This is a genomic window from Pseudomonas batumici (genome assembly GCF_036585405.1).
GTDB classification, from domain to species: Bacteria; Pseudomonadota; Gammaproteobacteria; order Pseudomonadales; family Pseudomonadaceae; genus Aquipseudomonas; species Aquipseudomonas batumici.
In genome coordinates, this window is record NZ_CP144470.1 from 3,549,517 (window position 1) to 3,561,894 (window position 12,378).

The following is a 12,378-nucleotide window of genomic DNA, read 5'->3' on the forward strand; positions in this document are numbered from 1 at the left end:
CCGTCATCCCTTTGAGGCTCCTCAGCTATGAAGTTCTCGTCGATTCTCTTGTTGTCCCTGAGCCTGGCCAGTGGCTTCGCTTGCGCCGGCGGCACCGCCGAAGCCGGTATCGGTGGCGCATTGGGCGGCGTGCTCGGTTCGGCCGTCGGCCAGTCCCTGGGCGGCAACACCGGCTCGACCATCGGCGCGGCCTTGGGTGGCGCAGGCGGCAGTGCGGTCGGCGCGAACAGACACAGCCGTGGCGAAGCCGCCATCGGTGGCGCCCTGGGCGCGGCCGGCGGCAACGTGGTGGGCCGCAGCATGGGCGGCACCAACGGCGCCCTGCTGGGCGCGGCGGCCGGCGGCGGCGCGGGCGGCGCGCTGGGCAACTACATGGGCAACTCCAGCGATTACGAAGGTCGCCATTACCGTGGCGAACGCCGCGAATACCATCGCGAGCATCACGGCCACGGTTGGGGCCATCGCAAGCATCACCGGCATTGGGACGACTGACTGTCCGCCGCAGGAGCGACGGCGTTGTAAGGAGCCCACCCAAGCCGTCGCTCAGAAGTAGTTACACTCCATTACATCTTTTTTGTTACCTGGCCTTAAGCCTAATTCCTAGAAGCCTCCGATCAGCGCCCTTGCACCCTTCTCTCAGCAGGCAGCGTAATGCCTGAACAAGGGGTCAAAGACTTGGCGGGGCAGTCCGTTTCAAAACCCCTTTCAGTCCCCCAAAACCGGGCCTTGCGTCCCCTTGGATTAAGGGTTATCCCGATACTGATATCAATATGCTAGCTATATGATCCGCCGACCTTGAGCGATGCAATGGAAGCAGGAGATGCGGATCTATCTTGGAGTCTGGCCAAGTACTGTCGGGTTGCTCTTCGACCAGTCTCTTCTCAATGGAGCAGGCCTGGCCGATGTCCAGTGAACTCAGGCCGCTTACCCTCAACGACAGCGAATTCCGCCGCCTGCAACAGCTCATGACCGACGCCTCGGGCATGATCCTGGCGCCGAACAAAAGACTGCTGGCGGCCGGGCGCCTGCTGACGCGGCTGCGCCATTACCGGCTCGACAGCTATGCCGACTACCTGCACCTGCTCGACCAGCAGATGAACCTCAAGGAACAGCGGCTGGTGGTGGATCTGCTGACCACCCACGAAACCTATTTCTTTCGCGAGCATCCGCACTTCGACTATCTCGGCGAGTGGCTGAGCGCCCAGAAAGGTCCGCTGAAACTCTGGAGCGCGGCCTGCTCTTCCGGCGAAGAACCCTACAGCCTGGCCATGGTCGCTCAGGAACATGCGCGCGACGGCGACTGGTCGGTCCTCGCCAGCGACCTGAGCCCGAGCATGCTGGAGAAAGCCCGCGACGGTCTCTACGACATGGCCCAGGCCAAGTACTTTCCCCAGGACTGGCTGCACCGCCACTGCCTCGGCGACAGCGGCGAGCCGAGCGGGCGCTTCCGGGTCCAGGCCGCCCTGCGCGAACGGGTCAGCCTGCGGGAGATCAACATCGTCCAACCATTGCCCGATGACCTGGGGCTGTTCGACGTGATTTTCCTGCGCAACGTCCTGATGTATTTCACCCACGACGAAAAACAGCGCACCGTGCAACGCCTGGTCGACCAACTGCGTCCCGGCGGGCTGCTGTTCATCGGTCATGCGGAAAGCATCCACGGCTTCGACGTACCGCTGCGACTGCTCAATCCCTCGGTCTACAAACGCCTATGAATCCGCTGCCGTTTCTGCGTCCCGGCTCCGATCGGCGCCAAGACCGTCTCGCACGACCGGCCAGCCAACGGAAGTACTCGACGGCCCCCTGGTCAATCTAGCGAAAATGATCCAGCAGTTCGGTGACAGCGCCCGCCACGGCTGACCAGCACTCGGCATCCGGCCCTCGAACCCGACATAAACCACCGCAGCACGCCGAGGCGGCTGCGCCCTTTCCTTTGCGTCATTGGGCTTGAGCTTATGCTTTGTCGAATACTGCTTGCCGACGATTACCCGCTGTTTCGCGCGGGCATGAAGGCGCTGCTGGAAAAACAACAGGAATACGAGATCGTCGGCGAAGCGGGCGATGGCCAGGCGGCGATCGAGCTGGCCTCGCAGCTCAAGCCGGACATCGTGTTGTTGGACATGTCCATGGAGCGCATGAACAGCGTGGCGGCGCTCAAGGAGCTGTCGCTACGCGCGCCACGCAGCAAGGTGCTGATGCTGTCGATGCACACCGACAGCCACTTCGTGATGAAGTGCCTGCAACTGGGGGCCCACGGCTACCTGCTGAAAAGCGCCACGGTGCTGGAGCTGGAGCTGGCGCTCAAGGCCTTGCGCCATGGCGGCCAGTACCTGTCCTCGGCGGTGGTGCCGCTGGTGGTCGACCAGGCGGTACGCCAGACCCACAGCCAGCCGACACGGGCCAGCCAGGTGGCGCTGACGGCACGACAACTGGAAATCCTCCGGCTGATCGCCCGGGGCGAGACCACCCGCTCGATCGCGGTCGGGCTCGGCCTGAGCGTCAAGACCGTCGAGGCGCACCGCTCGCAGATCATGCACCGGCTGCGGATTCACGATATTGCCGGCCTGGTGCTGTTCGCGGTGCGTGAAGGGATCATTCAGCTCAACGACTGAAGCGCTTCGCGCAAGGTGGCGGGCATCGTCACCGGCTGGTTCGAGGCACGATCGACGAACACGTGGACAAAGCGCCCGGCCGCGCAGGCGTCGTCCTCACCGGCCTTGAACACCGCCAGTTCGTATTGCACCGAGCTGTTGCCCAGCTTGCCGACCCGCAGGCCGATCTCGATGCGCTCGGGGAACGCGATCGAGGCGAAATAGTCGCAGGCCGAACTCACCACGAAGCCGACGACGTCACCGCCATGGATATCCAGCCCACCCTGTTCGATCAGGTAGGTGTTCACCGCCGTGTCGAAAAAGCTGTAGTAGGTGACGTTGTTCACGTGGCCGTAGACATCGTTGTCGTGCCAGCGCGTGATGATCGGCTGGAAGTGGCGGTAGTCGGCGCGTCGGGGCAAGCGGTCGGTCATGGCGGGCTCTTCGGTCATGGCTGCAGGTGTTCGCTGAGAAAGCTGAAATAGCGCTCGCGAAAGGCCGGGATTTCATTGGCCAGGTGGTGCCGGGCCTCGGCCAGCATCAGCACCTCGGGGCGATCGAACTTGCTCTGCAGCACGGTGAGGTTATGGTTCCAGTCGACGGTCATGTCGGCCTGCCCCTGCACGATCAGCGGTCGACGCGGGCTTTTCAGCGCCGACTCGATAGCGGGGATCCAGCGGGCCAGCGCACCGACCCAGGCCGTCGGCAGGCGCTGGGGTTGCAAGGGATCGGCCTGCAGGAACGGCATGAACGCCGGGTCGTTGGTGTTCTCGCTGAAACGCCGGGCGATGCCTTTGACGAAGGGTTTGAGCAGGTAATAACTGAACTTCGACCAGCCCCAGTCCCGTGGCCGCACCAGCGGCGACAGCAGGATCACCTGGCCCTGGGCCGGGCTGTCGCTGCCGTGCCTGAGCAGGTGGTCGATGACAATCGCGCCACCGGTGCTCTGGCCGAACAGGTGCCAGGGTTGCGGCAGGTCGAGGGACCGGGCCTCGTTGAACAGGTCCTGCAAGGCCTGCTGGTACTGGACGAAGTCGTCGATGCTGGCCCGCTCGCCGCTGGACAGGCCATGGCCCGGCAGGTCGCAGGCGATCACCGCGAAGCCCTGGTCCAGCGCCCAGTCCACGACATGCCGGTACAGGCCCATGTGATCGTAGAAACCGTGGAACAGGAACAGCGTCGCCACCGGCTCGACCGGCAGCCAGAGCTGGCTCACCAGCTCGAAATCGCCGCTGTTGAAGCGCCCCAGGCGGCTGGTGGCCGGCGGGTTGCGCCGGGGCAGGTCGAGGCCATAGAAATGCTGGTAGGCCCGGGCCTCTGCCGACAAGGGCTGCGCCGCGGCCAAGGGTCGCAGGCTGGAACGCAGGGAATCGGCGGTAAAGGTGGCGGACATGGGCTTTCCAGGCAAGGGCACGGCAACGCCAAAGGCGTTTTACAGACCTGTGATATTCATCTGTCAGGGCAGGCATGGCAAGCTACGCGACCGCCAAGGACCGAATCGCCATGCCCCAGATGCGTCACCCGACATTACTCGCCGGCCTGCTCGCCGTGCTTTGCGCGACAGGGCTGTGGTTCGCCTATGAGTGGTTCCAGGGCCGCTATATCCGCGCCTTCAGCGAGCAGACCGCGCTGTTCGCCGGCGACAGCCTCAGCCTGCCGGCACAATTGGCCGGACCGGGCAGGATCCGCCTGGTGCACTTCTGGGACCCGAGTTGCCCCTGCAATGTCGGCAACCAGCAGCACCTGGGGGAATTGATCGAGCGTTTCGCCCCGCTGGGCGTCGAGTTCTATTCGGTGCAGAAACCCGGCAGCCACGGCCAGCTGCCGGCCACCTTGAGGGCGATCCAGGCGCTGCCCGGCCTGCCGGGAGCCGAGCACCTGACGGTCAGCCCGGCAGTGGCGATCTGGGATCGCGCCGGCAAGCTGGCCTACTTCGGCCCCTACAGCCAGGGCGCCACCTGCAACTCCAGCAACAGCTTTATCGAGCCGATCCTGCAGGCGCTGAGCGAAGGGCGCCCGGTGAACGCCACCCACAACATGGCGGTGGGCTGCTACTGCCCGTGGCAGCCGCCCGAACGCGATCCCCTGTAGAAATGCCGGCCCCCGCAGGGCGAACCGGACTTTTTACAGAAATCACCCGCTCGGTCGATGCATCCCTATACCCTCCTGTGCTAAACCTTCCCGGCCCAGTCCCGGCAGCCACAAGGATTCATGCATGAAACGCAGCCTGACCGTTCTCGCCGTCCTGATCGCCGCCGTTGCCGGCGGTGGCCTGTGGTACGTCCAGAGCAAACAGCCGATGCGTCAGGGCCAGGTCACGCTGCAAAACCTGCAAGGACCGGTCACGGTGCGCTACGACGACCGTGGCGTGCCGCATATCCGCGCCGAAAACGAAGCCGATCTCTACCGCGCCCTGGGTTACGTGCAGGCCCAGGACCGACTGTTCCAGATGGAAATCATGCGCCGCCTGGCCCGTGGTGAACTGGCCGAGGTGCTCGGTCCCAAGCTGGTGGACACCGACAAGCTGTTCCGTGGCCTGCGCATCCGCGAACGCGCCGACCAGTACGTTGCCCAGTTGAACAAGCAGTCCCCCAGTTGGAAGGCCCTGCAAGCCTACCTGGACGGTATCAACCAGTACCAGGCCACCCACGCCAGGCCCGTGGAGTTCGATCTCCTCGGCATCGACAAGCGCCCGTTCACCGCCGAAGACACCATCAGCATCGCCGGCTACCTGGCCTACAGCTTCGCCGCCGCCTTTCGCACCGATCCGCTGCTGACCTATGTGCGCGATAAACTCGGCCCCGACTACCTGAAGGTATTCGACCTGCAATGGCGTCCCCAGGGCGCGCTCGTCACCCCGGCGCCCCTGGCCGATGCCGACTGGAAGAACCTCGGCGCCCTGGCCCGATTGAGCGACCAGGCCCTGGAGCATGCCGGCCTGCCGCAGTTCGAAGGCAGCAACGCCTGGGCGGTTTCCGGCAGCCGGACCAAGAGCGGCAAGCCGCTGCTGGCGGGCGATCCGCATATCCACTTCTCGACGCCCTCGGTCTGGTACGAGGCGCATCTCTCGGCCCCGAACTACGAGCTGTACGGCTATCACCAGGCGCTGGTGCCCTTCGCCTTCCTGGGCAACAACCAGGCGTTCGGCTGGAGCCTGACCATGTTCCAGAACGACGACCTGGACCTGATCGTCGAGAAGACCAACCCGACCAACCCCAATCAGGTCTGGTACCACGGCCAGTGGGTCGAGATGACCAGCAGCCAGCAGCAGATCGCCGTCAAGGGTCAGGCGCCGGTCACCCTCACCCTGCGCCGCTCGCCCCACGGTCCGATCGTCAATGACGCCCTGGGCGCCAATGGCGGAACCCAGCCGGTGGCGATGTGGTGGGCCTTTCTCGAGACACCGGACCCGATCCTCGACGCCTTCTACGAGCTCAACCGCGCCGACACCCTGGAAAAGGCCCGCGGCGCCGCCTCGAAGATCCAGGCCCCGGGGCTCAACGTGGTGTGGGCCAACGCCAAGGGCGATATCGGCTGGTGGGCGGCGGCGCTGCTGCCCAAGCGCCCGGCCGGGGTCAACCCGGGCTTCCTCCTCGACGGCAGCACCGGCGATGCCGACAAGGACGGCTACTACCCGTTCAGCGCCAACCCCCAGGAGGAGAACCCGGCGCGCGGCTATATCGTCTCGGCCAACGCCCAGCCGACGTCGCCCACCGGCATGGAGATTCCCGGCTACTACAACCTGGCCGATCGCGGCCAGCAACTGAACCGGCAACTGAGCGACAACAGCGTGCGCTGGAACCTGGAAAACAGCCAGAAGCTGCAACTGGGCACCACCACCGACTACGGCCCGCGCCTGCTCAAGCCGCTGCTGCCGGTGCTGCGCGAGGTGGTGAAAGACCCGGCGGAGCTGAAGCTGGTGGAACAGTTGGCACAGTGGAAAGGCGATTACCCGATGAGCTCCACCAGCGCCACGCTGTTCAGCCAGTTTATCTATGACCTGGCCTATACCGCGATGCACGACAAGCTGGGCGATGACTATTTCAAAGCACTGCTGAGCACCCGCGTGGTGGATGCGGCCCTGCCACGCCTGGCCGCCGATGAGCGCTCGCCGTGGTGGGGCAAGGGCCGCGCCGAGACGGTCAAGACCGCCTGGCAAGCCAGCATCGCCCACCTCAAGGGTCTCTACGGCGAGGATCCGGCCGGTTGGGTGTGGGGCCAGGCCCATACCCTGACCCATGAGCATCCGCTGGGCCGGCAGAAGCCGCTGGACTGGTTGTTCAACGTCGGACCGTTCGATGCGCCGGGCAGCCACGAAGTGCCGAACAACCTGTCGGCGAAGATCGGACCGGCTCCCTGGGCGGTGAGCAATGGGCCTTCGACCCGCCGACTCATCGATTTCGCCGACCCGGAGCACAGCCTGACGGTCAACCCGGTGGGGCAAAGCGGGGTGTTGTTCGACAAGTATTACGACGACCAGGCCGAGACCTATATCGAAGGCGGGTATGAGCAGGTGCGCCTGGATGAGGTGGAGGTGTCGGCCAATACCCGCGGCGTCCTGAAGCTGCTGCCTGGCAAATGACACATTGTGGCGAGCGGGCTAGCCCTGACCCCGTTAAACGGCAGCCCGGCGAAGCCGCCCTGGGGCTTGGCCATAGATCTCCTTGAACTTCTTGCTGAACGCCGCCTGGGATTGATAACCGACCTGGACGGCGATATCGCTCAGGCCCAGGTGCGAATGGCTCAGCAAGCCATACGCCAGCTCCATTCGCACCCGCGTCAGCAGCACCCAGGGTGATGCCCCCGCCACCGCGGCGAACGCGCGCATGAAGGTCGCCCGTGACATGTTCGCCAGCGCCGCGAGGGCGTCGATGGTCCACTCATGGGCCGGCTCGTCGAGCATTGCCTGCCAGGCCCGGCTCAGGCGCTTGTCGGCCAGCAATGCCAGTGTTCCGCTGGCTGGCGCCTGCTGCTGCAGATAGGCCCGCAGGATCAGCGTGAACAGCGCCGACGACAGCGCATCCACCAGAAACCGCGCCCCGGCCTGATCGCCATCGGCCTCTACCCGCAGCAGACTCACCAGCGCCGCCAACTGGCCGTTGGCGTGCAGCTCCCGGCTGGAAATCAGCAGGTGTTCCGGTAACGCGGCGAACAACATCGACTCGCGCTGGTAGTGAAAGCGGCCACAGAGAATATCCAGGTCCGCCTGTTCGCCACCGAGCCGATGCACCGGCAGCAAACCGCCACGGCTGATGCGCGTCGCCGTCGGCGCCACCCGTTGCCCCTGGCTGCGCAACAGGTGAGTCCCGCCACCGGGCAGCACGAGGATATCGCCGGCCTGCAGGCGCAAGGAGCGGCCGTCGGGCAACTCGGCCAGGCAATCGCCGGACAGCACCAGGTGATAAGGCGCCACCCCGACGTTTTCCTGTGGGTGATCCAGCGCCCAGTCGCCCTGCAACTGGCAACGCAGGTCGAGGCAGCCGCGCACCCCGGCAAGGCTGATGAGTTTATCGATCGAATTCATTTGCGCATTTCGGACAAAACGTTGAGTGCATTGAACAAAAGTGACTACACCTGAAAGGGGAGACTGAAGCCGTTGCCAAGCCACTCTACGCTTACCCTTTCAGGAGTTACCACTATGTTTCTCAACTGGCCCGAACTGCTGCCAACCATCAAGAACGCCTTTGCCGGCTTGGGTAAATCCAATCCGAAGATGGTCCAGGCCTACATGAAGCTGGGCGAAGCCGCCGCGGAAAACAACGTGCTGGATGCCAAGACCCGCGAGCTGATTTCCCTCGCCGTGGCGATTACCACCCGTTGCGACGGTTGCATCGGCGCCCATACCGACGCCGCGATCAAGGCCGGCGCCAGCCGCGAAGAAGTCGCCGCCGCCCTGGCCACGGCGATTTCGCTGAATGCCGGCGCCGCCTACATCTACTCGCTGCATGCGCTGGAGGCGTACGACAGCTTGAAATCCTGAGGCCATCCATTTTTCAAGCCAAGCGCGGCCCCGTGGCCTGCCTCAGAGCAGACCCGCAAAATGCCGCCGAAACTGCTGCGGCGTGACCCCCAGCCGCCGCTGAAACACACTGCGCATATGGTGCGCATCGCGAAAACCGCAGGCGTAGGCCACGGTCTTCAGCGGCGCGCCAGCGCTTTCCAGCATCACCCGCGCCGCATCCACCCTCGCCCGCTCGACGAACTCCGCCGGGGTCACCTGCGTCTCGCGGACAAATACCCGGGAAAAGTTGCGCGCACTCATGTTCACCGCCCTGGCCAATTCGGCAATGCTCAAATCCCCGGTCAGGTGTGCCAGCACATACTGCTGCACCTGGGCCACCGGCGACGAGGCCTCGGCATAGGGCGCCAGGTAAGGACTGAACTGCGACTGCCCGCCCGAACGCTGGGTGAACACCACCAGCCGCTTGGCCACCTTCAGCGCCACCTGCGCACCGTGGTCCCGCGACAGCAGGTACAACGACAAGTCGATCCCCGCCGTCACCCCCGCCGAGGTGAACAGCCGGTCGTCCTGCACATACAGGCGATCGGCCTCGACCCGCGCCGCCGGGCACAACGCCGCCAGCGCCGGCGCATCACTCCAGTGGGTGGTCACCGTGCGCCCGTCCAGCAAGCCGGCCCGGGCCAGCATGAAGGCGCCGTTGCAGATCGAACCGAACTGTCCGGCGCGGGTGCAGGCCGCGCGCAGCCAGGCATGGAAGGCGTCACCGAAATCCAGCGCCGGCAAGCCCGGCCCGCCGGCGCACAACAGCAGGTCATAATGTTCCAGAGCCTCGCTGAAATGCCGATGCGCCTGGATCGCCAGGCCGTTGGAACACGCCAACCAACCGCGCTCGACACCGATCACTTCCAGCCGGTATCCGGCGTCAGGGGGCAGGAAACCGTTGGCCTCGGCGAAGACGTCCAGGGGCCCGCTGACATCCAGGGCCTGGACGCCGGGGAACACCACAACGGCAAGGGTTCGGGTCATGGGGCTGGCCTCAATGCCAATCAGATACGGTTGAACGCGCGCCCCTACAGGGGGTCAACGTTGACGCCACGGTAGCGCAAGCCTCCAGGCGATGCGACAGCCACCTCTATCGCGCGCACGGGTTGGCGCGAAACCTGCCGCGAATGGCTGGATTCGTCACCTTGTATCGATTGTTGCCACCCTCCCCCGACGCCAGACTGAACCCATCGGCGCCATCCGGGCGCTACCCAGAGGAAGTCTCGACATGAGCAACAGCATCGCCGGCATCAAGATCCCCGACAGCGCCCTGGCCAAGGCCACCACCGACTACATCCGCGACGTGGAAAGCGATCTGCTCTACCACCACTCGCGCCGGGTGTTCCTATTCGGTGCCCTGAGCGGCGAGCGCAAGCAGCTGGCCTACGACCCGGAGCTGTTGTACGTGGGCGCGATGTTCCACGACCTCGGCCTGGTGGAGGGCCATCGCAGCGATGACGAACGTTTCGAAGTGGACGGCGCCAACGCGGCCAAGGCGTTCATGAAACCCTACGGGCTGTCGGATGACGATATCGAGCAGGTCTGGCTGTCGATTGCCCTGCACACCACGCCCGGGGTGCCGCAGCATCTGCGGCCGACGGTGGCGCTGGTCACGGCCGGGGTGGAAATGGATGTGCTGGGGATGGATTACGCGGCGTTTCCCAGCGCCCAGCGCGAAGCAGTGGTGCATGCGCATCCACGGGGGGAAGGGTTCAAGGAGTGCATCATCTGCGCGTTCGCCGATGGGCTGCGCCATCGTCCGCTGACCACATTCGGCAACGTCAAGACCGACGTGTTGAAGGACAAGGATGCGAGCTTCAAGCCGATGAATTTCGTCGAGGTGATTCGGCGTTCGCCGTGGGCTGATTGAGCCCTTGAGAGCCGTTCGCGGGCAAGCTCCGCTCCCACAGGAGGCTCGAGCCGTACCTGATTCTTGTGTACGACTGGAGACCCCTGTGGGAGCGGAGCTTGTCGGGACGCCGCACCGCCGCGAAGCTTTTTGCGACCTACACGGTCTCCGCCACCTGGGCCCGACGCACGTCCGGCTGCTTCCAGGAGTCTGCCGCGGCTTCCTCGATGGCCAGCTGGATGGCTTTCTTGCGGCGCTCTTCGGCCTGACGGCTGAAGTACCAGACCAGGAAGGTCACCAACGACACCGCCAGCAGAATCAGGCTGGCCACCGCGTTGATCTCCGGCTTCACGCCCAGGCGCACCGCCGAGAACACTTCCATCGGCAAGGTGGTCGAGCCCGGCCCCGAAACGAAGCTGGCCAATACCAGGTCGTCGAGGGACAACGCGAAGGACATCATGCCCCCCGCCGCCAGCGATGGCGCGATCATCGGGATGGTGATCAGGCAGAACACCTTCCACGGCTTGGCGCCCAGGTCCATGGCCGCCTCCTCGATGGACAGGTCCAGCTCACGCAGGCGCGCCGACACCACCACCGCCACGTAGGCCGAGCAGAACGTCGTGTGGGCGATCCAGATGGTCACGAGGCCACGTTCCTGGGGCCAGCCGATCAACTGCGCCATGGCCACGAACAGCAGCAACAGCGACAGACCGGTGATCACCTCCGGCATCACCAGCGGCGCCGTGACCAGGCCGCCGAACAGCGTGCGGCCCTTGAAGCGGGTGACCCGGGTCAGGACGAACGCCGCCAGAGTCCCCAGCGCCACCGCGGCCACCGCGGTGTAGCAGGCGATTTCCAGCGAGCGGGCCACCGAGCCCATCAGTTGGGTGTTGTCCAGCAGGCCGACGTACCACTTCACCGACCAGCCGCCCCACACCGTCACCAGCTTGGAGGCGTTGAACGAGTAGATCACCAGGATCAGCATCGGCAGGTAGATGAACAGCAGACCCAGCACCAGCATCAGGTTCGAAAAACTGAAGCGCTTCATTCCTTGCCCTCCATTTCCTTGGCCTGACTACGGTTGAACAGAATGATCGGCACGATCAGGATCGCCAGCATCACCACGGCCAGCGCGGACGCCACCGGCCAGTCACGGTTGTTGAAGAACTCTTGCCACAGCACTTTACCGATCATCAGCGTTTCCGGACCGCCGAGCAGCTCGGGGATCACGAACTCGCCCACCACCGGGATGAACACCAGCATGCAGCCGGCGATGATGCCGTTCCTGGACAGCGGCACGGTGATCTTCCAGAAGCTGTTGAAGGTGCTCGAACCCAGGTCCGAGGCGGCTTCCAGCAGGCTCTGGTCATGTTTCACCAGGTTCGCGTAGAGCGGCAGGATCATGAACGGCAGGTAGGAATAGACCACCCCGATGTAGACCGCGAGGTTGGTATTGAGGATCTGCAACGGCTCGTGGATCAGCCCGATCCCCATCAGGAAGGCGTTCAACAGCCCGTTGTTGCTGAGAATCCCCATCCAGGCGTAGACGCGGATCAGGATCGCCGTCCAGGTCGGCATCATGATCAGCAGCACCAGCACGGTCTGCACTTCCTTGCGCGCCCGGGCAATGGCGTAGGCCATCGGGTAGCCGATCACCAGGCACAGCAGCGTGCTGAAGAAGGCCATCCGCAGCGAACCGAAGTAGGCCGCCAGGTACAGCTCGTCGTCCCCCAGCATCGTGTAGTTGCCGAGGTTGAGGATGATCTGCAGCTTCTGTTCGACGAAGCTGTAGATCTGGGTGTACGGCGGAATCGCCACGTCCGCTTCGGCGAAGCTGATCTTCAGGACGATGAAGAACGGCAGCATGAAGAACAGGAACAACCAGAGAAAGGGAATCCCGATGACCGCCTGGCGGCCACTGGGGGTCATTCGTT

The 12,378-nt window shown here is 64.6% G+C and carries 13 protein-coding genes; 7 read left to right on the plus strand and 6 right to left on the minus strand.

The window, feature by feature from the left end:
- Positions 1 to 27: 27 nt before the first annotated feature.
- From NUH87_RS15990 to NUH87_RS16000, 3 genes are all read left to right on the plus strand, one after another.
- Positions 28 to 492, plus strand: coding sequence for a glycine zipper domain-containing protein (locus NUH87_RS15990; protein ID WP_338521560.1), 465 nt, complete (start codon positions 28 to 30; stop codon positions 490 to 492).
- 410 nt (positions 493 to 902) lie between these two features.
- Positions 903 to 1,715 carry a protein-glutamate O-methyltransferase CheR gene (locus tag NUH87_RS15995; protein WP_338521562.1) on the plus strand — a complete coding sequence of 271 codons (813 nt, stop codon included), beginning with the start codon at positions 903 to 905 and terminating at the stop codon, positions 1,713 to 1,715.
- A 240-nt stretch (positions 1,716 to 1,955) separates the two neighbouring features.
- Positions 1,956 to 2,612 carry a response regulator transcription factor gene (locus tag NUH87_RS16000; protein WP_338521564.1) on the plus strand — a complete coding sequence of 219 codons (657 nt, stop codon included), beginning with the start codon at positions 1,956 to 1,958 and terminating at the stop codon, positions 2,610 to 2,612.
- On the opposite strand, the gene NUH87_RS16005 is transcribed toward NUH87_RS16000, so the two are convergent.
- Positions 2,597 to 3,025, minus strand: coding sequence for a thioesterase family protein (locus tag NUH87_RS16005; RefSeq protein WP_338526830.1), 429 nt, complete (start codon positions 3,023 to 3,025; stop codon positions 2,597 to 2,599). The genes NUH87_RS16000 and NUH87_RS16005 overlap by 16 nt on opposite strands.
- A gap of 14 nt (positions 3,026 to 3,039) precedes the next feature.
- On the minus strand, positions 3,040 to 3,984 hold the full coding sequence (locus tag NUH87_RS16010) for an alpha/beta hydrolase (protein WP_338521566.1): 945 nt from the start codon (positions 3,982 to 3,984) through the stop codon (positions 3,040 to 3,042).
- Between the two features lie 74 nt (positions 3,985 to 4,058).
- Between NUH87_RS16010 and NUH87_RS16015 the strand changes: the two genes are divergently transcribed.
- Both NUH87_RS16015 and NUH87_RS16020 read left to right on the plus strand, forming a co-directional pair.
- Complete coding sequence (locus NUH87_RS16015; RefSeq protein WP_040072096.1) at positions 4,059 to 4,682, plus strand: DUF6436 domain-containing protein; 624 nt, start codon at positions 4,059 to 4,061, stop codon at positions 4,680 to 4,682.
- A gap of 124 nt (positions 4,683 to 4,806) precedes the next feature.
- Positions 4,807 to 7,173 carry a penicillin acylase family protein gene (locus NUH87_RS16020; RefSeq protein WP_338521568.1) on the plus strand — a complete coding sequence of 789 codons (2,367 nt, stop codon included), beginning with the start codon at positions 4,807 to 4,809 and terminating at the stop codon, positions 7,171 to 7,173.
- Positions 7,174 to 7,206: 33 nt separating this feature from the next.
- Here NUH87_RS16020 and NUH87_RS16025 read toward each other — a convergent pair whose 3' ends face one another.
- Entirely contained in the window at positions 7,207 to 8,115 is a 909-nt protein-coding gene (locus NUH87_RS16025; RefSeq protein ID WP_338521570.1) for an AraC family transcriptional regulator, read from the minus strand.
- 114 nt (positions 8,116 to 8,229) lie between these two features.
- Between NUH87_RS16025 and NUH87_RS16030 the strand changes: the two genes are divergently transcribed.
- A complete protein-coding gene (locus NUH87_RS16030) occupies positions 8,230 to 8,571 on the plus strand; it encodes a carboxymuconolactone decarboxylase family protein (RefSeq protein ID WP_040072092.1) in 342 nt (113 codons plus the stop codon).
- 42 nt (positions 8,572 to 8,613) lie between these two features.
- On the opposite strand, the gene NUH87_RS16035 is transcribed toward NUH87_RS16030, so the two are convergent.
- Positions 8,614 to 9,579 (minus strand): GlxA family transcriptional regulator, encoded by a 966-nt coding sequence (locus tag NUH87_RS16035; protein WP_338521573.1) that lies wholly within the window; start codon positions 9,577 to 9,579, stop codon positions 8,614 to 8,616.
- 244 nt (positions 9,580 to 9,823) lie between these two features.
- Between NUH87_RS16035 and NUH87_RS16040 the strand changes: the two genes are divergently transcribed.
- Positions 9,824 to 10,465, plus strand: a complete 642-nt coding sequence (locus NUH87_RS16040; RefSeq protein ID WP_338521575.1) for an HD domain-containing protein — start codon at positions 9,824 to 9,826, stop codon at positions 10,463 to 10,465.
- A 136-nt stretch (positions 10,466 to 10,601) separates the two neighbouring features.
- Here NUH87_RS16040 and NUH87_RS16045 read toward each other — a convergent pair whose 3' ends face one another.
- Together NUH87_RS16045 and NUH87_RS16050 are read right to left on the minus strand one after the other, a co-directional pair.
- Complete coding sequence (locus tag NUH87_RS16045; protein WP_338521577.1) at positions 10,602 to 11,492, minus strand: ABC transporter permease subunit; 891 nt, start codon at positions 11,490 to 11,492, stop codon at positions 10,602 to 10,604.
- A complete protein-coding gene (locus NUH87_RS16050; protein WP_422393946.1) occupies positions 11,489 to 12,373 on the minus strand; it encodes an ABC transporter permease subunit in 885 nt (294 codons plus the stop codon). The genes NUH87_RS16045 and NUH87_RS16050 overlap by 4 nt, the downstream gene beginning before the upstream one ends.
- Between the last annotated feature and the right edge of the window lie 5 nt (positions 12,374 to 12,378).

What these genes read in the sequence shown, in the direction of transcription:
- NUH87_RS16030 (WP_040072092.1), top strand. Translation starts at nt 8,230, where the DNA reads ATGTTTCTCAACTGGCCCGAACTGCTGCCAACCATCAAGAACGCCTTT.
- NUH87_RS16000 (WP_338521564.1), top strand. Translation starts at nt 1,956, where the DNA reads ATGCTTTGTCGAATACTGCTTGCCGACGATTACCCGCTGTTTCGCGCG.
- NUH87_RS16035 (WP_338521573.1), bottom strand. Translation starts at nt 9,579, where the DNA reads ATGACCCGAACCCTTGCCGTTGTGGTGTTCCCCGGCGTCCAGGCCCTG.
- NUH87_RS16020 (WP_338521568.1), top strand. Translation starts at nt 4,807, where the DNA reads ATGAAACGCAGCCTGACCGTTCTCGCCGTCCTGATCGCCGCCGTTGCC.
- NUH87_RS15995 (WP_338521562.1), top strand. Translation starts at nt 903, where the DNA reads ATGTCCAGTGAACTCAGGCCGCTTACCCTCAACGACAGCGAATTCCGC.
- NUH87_RS16040 (WP_338521575.1), top strand. Translation starts at nt 9,824, where the DNA reads ATGAGCAACAGCATCGCCGGCATCAAGATCCCCGACAGCGCCCTGGCC.
- NUH87_RS16015 (WP_040072096.1), top strand. Translation starts at nt 4,059, where the DNA reads ATGGCAAGCTACGCGACCGCCAAGGACCGAATCGCCATGCCCCAGATG.
- NUH87_RS16010 (WP_338521566.1), bottom strand. Translation starts at nt 3,984, where the DNA reads ATGTCCGCCACCTTTACCGCCGATTCCCTGCGTTCCAGCCTGCGACCC.
- NUH87_RS16045 (WP_338521577.1), bottom strand. Translation starts at nt 11,492, where the DNA reads ATGAAGCGCTTCAGTTTTTCGAACCTGATGCTGGTGCTGGGTCTGCTG.
- NUH87_RS15990 (WP_338521560.1), top strand. Translation starts at nt 28, where the DNA reads ATGAAGTTCTCGTCGATTCTCTTGTTGTCCCTGAGCCTGGCCAGTGGC.
- NUH87_RS16050 (WP_422393946.1), bottom strand. Translation starts at nt 12,373, where the DNA reads ATGACCCCCAGTGGCCGCCAGGCGGTCATCGGGATTCCCTTTCTCTGG.
- NUH87_RS16025 (WP_338521570.1), bottom strand. Translation starts at nt 8,115, where the DNA reads ATGAATTCGATCGATAAACTCATCAGCCTTGCCGGGGTGCGCGGCTGC.
- NUH87_RS16005 (WP_338526830.1), bottom strand. Translation starts at nt 3,025, where the DNA reads ATGACCGACCGCTTGCCCCGACGCGCCGACTACCGCCACTTCCAGCCG.